Source organism: Citrobacter sp. Cu233 (genome assembly GCF_030332225.1).
GTDB lineage: Bacteria > Pseudomonadota > Gammaproteobacteria > Enterobacterales > Enterobacteriaceae > Citrobacter.
Genome location: NZ_JAOWIF010000021.1, coordinates 140,886 through 149,660 on the forward strand (window position 1 = coordinate 140,886; position 8,775 = coordinate 149,660).

Sequence of the window (8,775 nt, forward strand, 5' to 3'; positions counted from 1 at the left end):
CATTCGGACGAAAAGGCGAACTGAGTTTTTGGGAGTATTCGGCGCAGAAGCCGGACGTTTTTCTCACATCCTCATGCCACCATGACGTTCATCACCCCACGCTCTGGAGAGTCATGATGTCTGCACCCAAAATTACTTTCATCGGCGCGGGATCGACGATTTTCGTGAAGAATATTCTCGGAGATGTCTTTCACCGCGATGCGCTGAAATCCGCGCATATTGCTTTAATGGATATCGATGCCGTCCGCCTGGAAGAGTCGCATATTGTGGTGCGTAAGCTGATGGACTCGGCTGGCGCTTGCGGCCAGATCACGTGTTATACCGATCAAAAAGCGGCATTGCAGGATGCCGATTTTGTGATTGTCGCCTTCCAGATCGGCGGTTACGAGCCGTGTACCGTGACCGATTTTTCCGTGTGTAAACGCCACGGTCTGGAACAAACGATAGCCGACACGTTGGGGCCTGGTGGCATTATGCGCGCACTGCGTACTATTCCGCATTTATGGCAGATTTGCGAGGATATGACCGACGTCTGCCCGCATGCCACCATGCTTAATTATGTTAACCCCATGGCGATGAACACCTGGGCAATGTATGCACGCTATCCGCATATTAAACAGGTTGGGTTATGTCATTCGGTGCAGGGAACGGCGGAGGAGCTGGCCCGTGATTTGGATATCGCCCCTACGTCTTTGCGCTATCGCAGCGCCGGAATCAACCATATGGCGTTTTATCTGCAACTGGAGCGTAAAACGGCTGATGGGACCTATGTCGATCTCTATCCGGAACTGCTGGCAGCTTATGAAACAGGCCAGGTCCCGAAACCGAATATCCACGGCAATACTCGCTGCCAGAACATTGTGCGTTATGAAATGTTCAAAAAATTGGGGTATTTCGTCACCGAGTCGTCGGAACACTTTGCTGAATACACGCCGTGGTTTATCAAACCGGGTCGTGACGATCTGATTGAACGCTATAAGATTCCGCTGGATGAATATCCGAAGCGCTGTGTCGAGCAGCTAGCGAACTGGCATAAAGAGCTGGAAGAGTACAAAACGACGGCGCGCATTGATATCAAACCGTCACGGGAATATGCCAGCACAATCATGAACGCTATCTGGACCGGAGAACCCAGCGTGGTGTATGGCAATGTTCGTAACGATAACCTGATCGATAACCTGCCGCAGGGCTGTTGTGTCGAGGTGGCTTGTTTGGTTGATGCCAATGGTATTCAGCCGACAAAAGTGGGTGCTCTTCCGTCTCATCTGGCGGCGATGATGCAAACGAATATCAATGTTCAAACCCTGCTGACGGAAGCGATTCTGACGGAGAATCGCGATCGTGTTTATCACGCGGCGATGATGGATCCGCATACCGCTGCAGTATTAGGGATTGAGGAGATTTATGCGTTGGTGGATGATCTGATTGACGCACACGGCGAGTGGTTGCCGGCCTGGTTGCATCGATAAGGCCCATCTCGCGTCTGCCGGATGAACGTTATCGACATCCGGCAGTATGTATATTTAGTTAGCGCTTACCAACCCGTAGCGATGCAGCTGTACGCAGTGAACTCGCGCCAGTACAAGCACCGTCGTTAGCGCGCCGAGCAGTGCGCAGAACATATCCGACTGGGTATCCCATGGATCGCCCTGCGTACCAAGGAAGTCATCCGCGCCTTGTCCCATCGCCAGTGCCGCCCACCATTCAATGAGCTCATAGGTGGCGCTGATTGCCAGTGCTACGCAGCAGACTAAAAACGCTAACATCTTGCGGCCGCGGACAACATTGCCGCGGACTAAAATCTCTCTTGCCGTCAGAGCTGGCACCAGTCCCTGGAAAAAATGACCCAGTTTGTCATAGGGGTTGCGACTGAGATCCAACCACGTCTGCACTTCAAAACCAATGGGGACTTTGGCGTAGGTATACATGCCGCCAACCATCAAAATGATGGCATGAAAGAAGATGAGCGTGTAGAGCATGGGGGTCAGCGGATAACGCTTCATGGTGGCGAGCAGCAATGGCACAACAATAATGACCGGCGTCACTTCCATCAACCAGGTCAATTTCTCGGTGGCACAGATGCCGGTGTAGATAAGGATCAGCGCCAGCACTATAGCGCCAGTGTTCAGTATTACGGGATTCAGTGTGCGGAGCATGGTGCATTCACAAGTAATGGAAAATATTACTATTCACTGTGAACGGCAAAAATTCAACGCCAGTTAATGGGGGGATAAAGTTGGCCCGGGGGGATCGCTGGACCGGCCCCCACAATTTGGTGTCAGTCCAGCGCCGGGCCGAATAGGTTACTTCGCGCAGTTAGCGCATTGTTTGCTCACGATTTGCTGGAAGAAATCGTTGCCTTTGTCATCGACCAGAATGAAGGCAGGGAAATCTTCAACTTCGATTTTCCAGATAGCTTCCATTCCCAGCTCCGGGTATTCCACGCATTCCAGATGCTTAATGCTCTGTTGCGCCAGTACAGCTGCCGGACCACCGATGCTACCTAAGTAAAAGCCGCCGTGTTTATGGCAGGCGTCGGTCACTTGCTGGCTGCGGTTACCTTTCGCCAACATGATCATGCTGCCGCCATGGGACTGCAGCAGGTCAACATAGGAGTCCATACGACCCGCAGTGGTTGGACCCAAAGAACCGGATGGGTAACCTGCCGGCGTTTTCGCCGGGCCTGCGTAGTAGATCGGGTGATCTTTCACGTACTGCGGCAGACCTTCGCCGGACTCGATACGTTCTTTCAGCTTCGCGTGGGCGATGTCGCGACCCACAATGATGGTACCGCTCAGCGACAGACGGGTGGATACCGGGTACTGAGAAAGCTGGGCAAGGATCTCTTTCATCGGACGGTTAAGGTCAACTTTAACCACTTCGCCTTCGCCGGCCTGGCGCAGAGATTCCGGGATGTACTGGCCTGGGTTATGCTCCAGTTTTTCAATCCAGATACCTTCGCGGTTAATTTTGGCCTTAATATTACGGTCTGCAGAGCAGGAAACGCCCATGCCTACCGGGCAGGATGCGCCGTGGCGAGGTAGGCGAATCACGCGGATGTCGTGAGCGAAATATTTCCCGCCAAACTGGGCGCCGAGGCCGAGTTTCTGGGCTTCTTCCAGCAGTTCTTGCTCCAGTTGCAGATCGCGGAATGCCTGACCGTGAGCGTTACCTTCAGTCGGCAGCGCATCATAGTAGTGTGTGCTGGCCAGTTTCACCGTTTTGAGGGTGCTTTCTGCTGACGTCCCCCCAATCACAAATGCGATATGATACGGCGGGCAAGCTGCAGTCCCCAGCGTACGCATTTTCTCAACCAGGAAATTTTTCAGTTTGCCGGGAGTCAGCAGTGCTTTCGTTTCCTGATACAGATAGGTTTTGTTGGCAGAACCGCCGCCTTTTGCCACGCACAAGAATTTATATTCGTCGCCGTCCACGCTGTACAGGTCGATTTGCGCAGGCAGGTTAGTGCCGGTATTCACTTCTTTGTACATATCCAGCGCCGCGTTTTGCGAGTAGCGCAGGTTATCTTCAATATAGGTATTAAATACGCCTCTGGAGAGCGCCGCTTCGTCACCGCCACCAGTCCAGACACGTTGGCCTTTTTTGCCCATGATAATGGCCGTGCCGGTATCCTGACAGGTTGGCAATACGCCTTTGGCGGCAATCTCGGAGTTTCTCAGGAATTGCAGCGCAACGTATTTATCGTTTTCGCTGGCTTCAGGATCATGGAGTATGGAGGCGACTTGCTGCTGGTGTTCAGGGCGAAGCATGAAGGAGGCATCGTGGAAGGCTTGCTGGGCCAGTAGCGTAAGTGCTTCAGGTGCTACTTTCAGGATTGACTCGCCTTCAAACTCGCCGACGCTGACATGATCGGATGTCAGCAGGTAGTACTCAGTTTTGTCTTCCCCCAGTGGGAAAGCCGCCTGGTAAGTGAATTCAACTTTTGACATTTGCTTCCAGCCTTTTCATTTTTATCAGGAATTTAAAAATTCTCTGCGTCTTAAAGGTGGCGTGCCGCACCATAGCGGACGGCACGCGAAGTGTGCTTACAGGAAACCGTACATTGCGGCGAAGACCCAACCAAAGACACAGGATACGCTTACGCCGATCAAACCAGGCAGAATGAAGCTGTGGTTGATAACGAAACGGCCAATGTGGGTGGTACCTGAACGGTCAAACTGAATAGCAGCCAGATCGCTCGGGTAGGTCGGCAGAATGTAGTAACCGTAACATGCCGGAGCAGAAGCAACGATGTACGCTGGATCAACCCCGATAGCCAGTGCGACCGGAACGATAGCGGCCAGCGCTGCAGCCTGAGAGTTTACAAACTTGGAGACTAACAGCAGGACGATCGCATAGGCCCACGGATGTTCTTTCACCATCTCGCCCAGTACGCCCTGAATTTCAGACATATGCGCACCGAACATAGTTTCGGCCATCCAGGCAATACCGTACACCGCAACAATCGCGATCATACCTGAACGGAAGACTTCATTTTTTGAGATAGATGCGGGATTAGTTTTGGTTAAGATGATAATCAATGCGCCAGTCAGCAGCATGAACATCTGGATAACCAGTACCATTGACAGCGGTTTGCCACCAAAAGAAGGGCGCAGTTCAGATACGGCACCGAGCACGGCAACAACGGCGATGGCAGCGAGGAAGATCCACATTGCCAACCAGTTACTTTTCGGCAGTTTTTTGTCTAACAGCGTTGCCGTGTCGCCATACACATAGTGATGGTTTTCAGGTACGGAAATAAACTTCTGGAACTCTTCGTCTTTATCCAGATCTTTACCACGGAACCAGCTGAAAATACCGATAGCCAGGATACCCAGCAGGGTAGATGGAATGGTGATGCCAAGCAGGTCGAGGAATTCGAGGTGCTTGCCTTCAAATGTCACGTTACCCAGCATCGCAACCAGCGAGACAACGGCTACGGAAACCGGGCTGGCGATAATCCCCATCTGTGCACCGATAGAACTCGCCGCCATTGGGCGTTCCGGGCGAATATTGTTCTTAATGGCGACGTCATAAATGATCGGCAGAATGGTGTACACCACGTGGCCGGTACCGCACAGGATAGTCAGGGTACAGGTAACAAACGGAGCTACGATAGAAACGTATTTTGGGTTACGACGCAGTAGCTTTTCAGCAATTTGCAGCATAACGTCAAGACCGCCGGAAGCTTGCAAGGTTGCAGATGCGGCTACCACGGCAATAATAACCAGCATTACATCGACAGGAGGTTTACCCGGCTGGAGATGGAACACAAAAACCAGAATAACCAGGCCGATACCGCCTAACAAACCCAGCGCGATACCGCCCTTTCTGGCGCCATAAAACAAACATATTAATATTATGAGAAGTTGTATACTAAATAACATTTTATTTACCCTCGCGAAAAACCCAGTCAATTTTTTGAAAAATGGATCTGTGGCACATTCTTTTTTGCCGGAATAAGCATCAAAAAATGGTCAGTATTCGATATGTCCGTATTTGCGATTAATGTTTAAATGTCTGGCTAGAATGTTTTTATAAATTTTTGGAAATATTTAGCTTTTTTCTATGGCATTGATCAGAGGAGAGAATCCTCAGGCGATGGGAAGTCGGGCTGGTTATGAAGCGCTGCAGCTGACGCTGTAGTTTGGCTGGCTTACACCGTTTTTCCGGGTGCTGACCGTCGGTTCTACGTTGTCCGCTATTACGTGAAACACCGGTATACCAGGTGAGAGTATTCTTTATGTGATCGCGGTCACGCCATGTCATGTGGTAATGAGTCTGGCGTACGGATACGTTTATTTGCTCACAAAAATGTACGGTGTCCATAGTACGTAGCATGGTCTCCATTGCTACCAGTCTAGATTTTTATGTCTGATTAAATTCAGACTAATCCTTTAGGAGTAAAAATACACACTCTGTGAGTTAGTTAATACTTAATTAACTTTTGTTAGCGATTTTGAAATTAAAAACAGTGTGATATTTATCAATAACAAAATAATAAATTTAACATGTCCGATACAAATATATTTGATCTAACGCAAATTCATTGTTTATCTGTTTTTGTGAGCGAAAAAGGGATTTTTCATTATTTTAATAATTGTTACTTTTATATAACGAATAATCCCCGGGAGAATTTTATTGGCAGTATTGTTTAAGTAATGAGTAATGCTCTGCCTGAACGCGGTAGCGGTAAACCGGTCGGCCAGTAACGCCATAGTGGATGCTGGTAAATAAGATATGGCAGTTGACGAGCCAGATAAGGTATTTACGGCATGAGACCCGGGAGATATTAACCTCGTTAGCCAGCTCATCCGTGGAGAACTCCTGGTCCTGGTGCTCGTCAATCCACTGGCACAGCGTACGTAACGTCTGTGGTGTCAACCCTTTGGGTAAGCGCCGCGTTTCCTGCTCGCTGGAAGAGCTGCCATGAATCAGTTGGTCAAGCTCTGACTGTTCATAGTACTGGTGCTTCTCCATATCCGTTTTCTTTTGGAGCCAGTTGGTTAAGGCTTCTTCAAAGCGTGAGGCCTGAAACGGTTTGATCAGATAGTCAACGACACCGTAGTGGAGTGAGTCTTTGATGGTTGTCGCATCGGCGGCGGAGGAGATGACGATGACATCACATTTACAGCCTTCACTGTGCAGAATGGGTAACAGGTCCAGACCATTTTCTTTCTGCATATAAATATCCAGTAGAATTAGGTCAATATGATGTTCGCCATGAAAGATGATCTCTTTGGCTTTTTCGAGAGTAGAGGCTGTTCCGCAGCAATGAAAACCAGACAACTGCGCGACATAACGGCGGTTTAACTCCGCTACCATTGCATCGTCATCGACAATTAAGACATTGATCATCTGCTGGCCCTCTCACCATTCCACGGTAATTGTACAAAAAATTGGGTGAAGACCCCAGGTTCGGATTCGACGGAAATATTGCCGCCAACGTTTTCAACCTGCTGTTTCACAAGTGCTAAACCGACGCCTCGTTCGGTTCCTTTTGACGAGACGCCCTTCTCAAAGATGTGGTCGATGTGTTCGGGGGCGATCCCCGGACCATCGTCATTCACTTCGCAATGCAACCAGCCGTGTCGATAATGTAAGGATACGCTGATCTCTCCCCCCGGTTCTTGACCTAGCGCCTCCAGGGCGTTCTCAATCAAATTACCCAGTACGGTGATCAACACCGCCACCTGATCTTCATCACTGTTTTCCGGCAACTGGCTTTCATTACTAATGATCAGGCTATGACCTAAATCAGATGTGCGATTAATCTTACTGAGTAAAAAACCTGCGATCACCGGTGATTTTATTTTGCCTAACAGTGAGCCAATCTCTTCCTGATAATTGTTGGCTGTCTTAATGATGTAAGTTTCCAACTGCTTATAACTTTTCAGGTGCAACAATCCCAGAATCACGTGTAACTTGTTCATGAATTCGTGGGATCGTTCACGAAGTGCATCGGCATAGTTGACCATACCATCCAGACGTTGCATGAGTTTACGGACTTCTGTCTTGTCTCGGAACGTTGAAATTGCCCCGATGATTTTGCCATTGCTCAGTACTGGAACGGTGTTGATTAAAAGCAGTCGGTCCTTCACTGTGATCTCCTCATCACGGCGTGGCGTTCCATCACGTAGCACCTGCGAAAGATCAACTACCTGAGACCACGCATGGCTGAGTGTGGAGAGCTGGGCATCATCTTGCGACTTACGGTAATCCAGCAGCTCCTGAGCGGCCTGGTTTATCAGTGTGACTTCACCACTATCATCAACGGCAATGACCCCCTCCTTTATAGAGTGCAGCATCGCCTGGCGCTGTTCGAACAGGTTGGATATTTCATAAGGCTCCAGACCAAACAGAATGCGTTTGAGAACCTTCACCAATACCCAGGTACCTAGTAACCCAACCAGAACGCCAAATAAGATGGACCAAAAGATACTGCCGCGGCTGTTATTGATCTGTTCGGTGACCCTGCTTAACTCGAGACCAATCGACACAACACCAATCTGCTGGTGATGTTCGTTATAAATGGGGGTGAAAACGCGTAGCGCTTTAGCCAGAAAGCCGCGATTAATTGCAACGTTCTCTTTGCCCTGTAACGCCAACAGGATGTCGTCGCCTTTAAACGGTTGGCCGATACGTTGTGCTTCAGGGTGTGAATAACGAATGCTTTTCATATCCGTGACAACGATGAATAAAAAATCGTTGCGCTTATTGACCGCCTGAGCAATTGCCTGGATACCACTGTCCTCAGGCTTTTTCTTGAGCCCCTCGCGGATTTCAGGAGAGTTTGCCAACGTTCGTGCTACCGCAAGTGCTTTGTCTGCTAAGGCATCACGTGTCGTGTTGCTGATTTGCGAGAAGTAAATCAAATGAACGACGAGCAGCACAGAGAAGAGGACAGCGCTGACCATGAGGATCACGGTTGTGCCGAGTTTCATCGGGCGTTTGCGTATAGCAGTTCGTTGCAGAGGGTGTCTCATCGCAGTCCTGGAATCACTATTTGTACGGGTATTATCGCCTGATGAGGTACGTAATTCAAAGGTAGTAGGGGATCCGGGTGCTCCCGCCGCCATCCCTTCTTATATATGTAGTAGAAAACGGCCATCCGTTATTTTCTTTCTATATAGAAAAGAGAATTCAATGTTGGTTTCTTCTTTTTCCGGGATGTGATGCAGGAAATATTGGCGACTTTGTGGATAACTCTGTGTGTAAATAGGTATAAAGCGGGCTTTTGCTGTGGAATGCAGCAGTCAGTCATTTTTCTGTCAT

The 8,775-nt window shown here is 49.4% G+C and carries 6 protein-coding genes; 1 reads left to right on the forward strand and 5 read right to left on the reverse strand.

Annotated elements, in window-relative coordinates:
• Positions 1-113 precede the first annotated feature (113 nt).
• Complete coding sequence (locus OGX95_RS00730; protein ID WP_286627947.1) at positions 114-1,469, forward strand: alpha-glucosidase/alpha-galactosidase; 1,356 nt, start codon at positions 114-116, stop codon at positions 1,467-1,469.
• A 54-nt stretch (positions 1,470-1,523) separates the two neighbouring features.
• Here OGX95_RS00730 and OGX95_RS00735 read toward each other — a convergent pair whose 3' ends face one another.
• The 5 genes from OGX95_RS00735 to OGX95_RS00755 all read right to left on the reverse strand — a co-directional run bounded on the left by OGX95_RS00735 (position 1,524) and on the right by OGX95_RS00755 (position 8,486).
• Positions 1,524-2,156, reverse strand: a complete 633-nt coding sequence (locus tag OGX95_RS00735; RefSeq protein ID WP_286627948.1) for a DUF2238 domain-containing protein — start codon at positions 2,154-2,156, stop codon at positions 1,524-1,526.
• A 147-nt stretch (positions 2,157-2,303) separates the two neighbouring features.
• On the reverse strand, positions 2,304-3,950 hold the full coding sequence (gene fumA, locus OGX95_RS00740) for a class I fumarate hydratase FumA (protein WP_061067059.1): 1,647 nt from the start codon (positions 3,948-3,950) through the stop codon (positions 2,304-2,306).
• A 96-nt stretch (positions 3,951-4,046) separates the two neighbouring features.
• Positions 4,047-5,387, reverse strand: a complete 1,341-nt coding sequence (dcuB, locus tag OGX95_RS00745) for an anaerobic C4-dicarboxylate transporter DcuB (protein WP_048213861.1) — start codon at positions 5,385-5,387, stop codon at positions 4,047-4,049.
• A 751-nt stretch (positions 5,388-6,138) separates the two neighbouring features.
• Positions 6,139-6,858 (reverse strand): two-component system response regulator DcuR, encoded by a 720-nt coding sequence (dcuR, locus tag OGX95_RS00750; protein ID WP_005132485.1) that lies wholly within the window; start codon positions 6,856-6,858, stop codon positions 6,139-6,141.
• The gene (locus tag OGX95_RS00755; protein WP_286627949.1) at positions 6,855-8,486 is read right to left on the reverse strand and encodes a sensor histidine kinase; all 1,632 of its coding nucleotides are present in this window, start codon (positions 8,484-8,486) and stop codon (positions 6,855-6,857) included. Before OGX95_RS00755 ends, dcuR begins: the two co-directional genes overlap by 4 nt.
• Between the last annotated feature and the right edge of the window lie 289 nt (positions 8,487-8,775).

What these genes read in the sequence shown, in the direction of transcription:
- dcuB (WP_048213861.1), bottom strand. Translation starts at nt 5,387, where the DNA reads ATGTTATTTAGTATACAACTTCTCATAATATTAATATGTTTGTTTTAT.
- fumA (WP_061067059.1), bottom strand. Translation starts at nt 3,950, where the DNA reads ATGTCAAAAGTTGAATTCACTTACCAGGCGGCTTTCCCACTGGGGGAA.
- OGX95_RS00735 (WP_286627948.1), bottom strand. Translation starts at nt 2,156, where the DNA reads ATGCTCCGCACACTGAATCCCGTAATACTGAACACTGGCGCTATAGTG.
- dcuR (WP_005132485.1), bottom strand. Translation starts at nt 6,858, where the DNA reads ATGATCAATGTCTTAATTGTCGATGACGATGCAATGGTAGCGGAGTTA.
- OGX95_RS00730 (WP_286627947.1), top strand. Translation starts at nt 114, where the DNA reads ATGATGTCTGCACCCAAAATTACTTTCATCGGCGCGGGATCGACGATT.
- OGX95_RS00755 (WP_286627949.1), bottom strand. Translation starts at nt 8,486, where the DNA reads ATGAGACACCCTCTGCAACGAACTGCTATACGCAAACGCCCGATGAAA.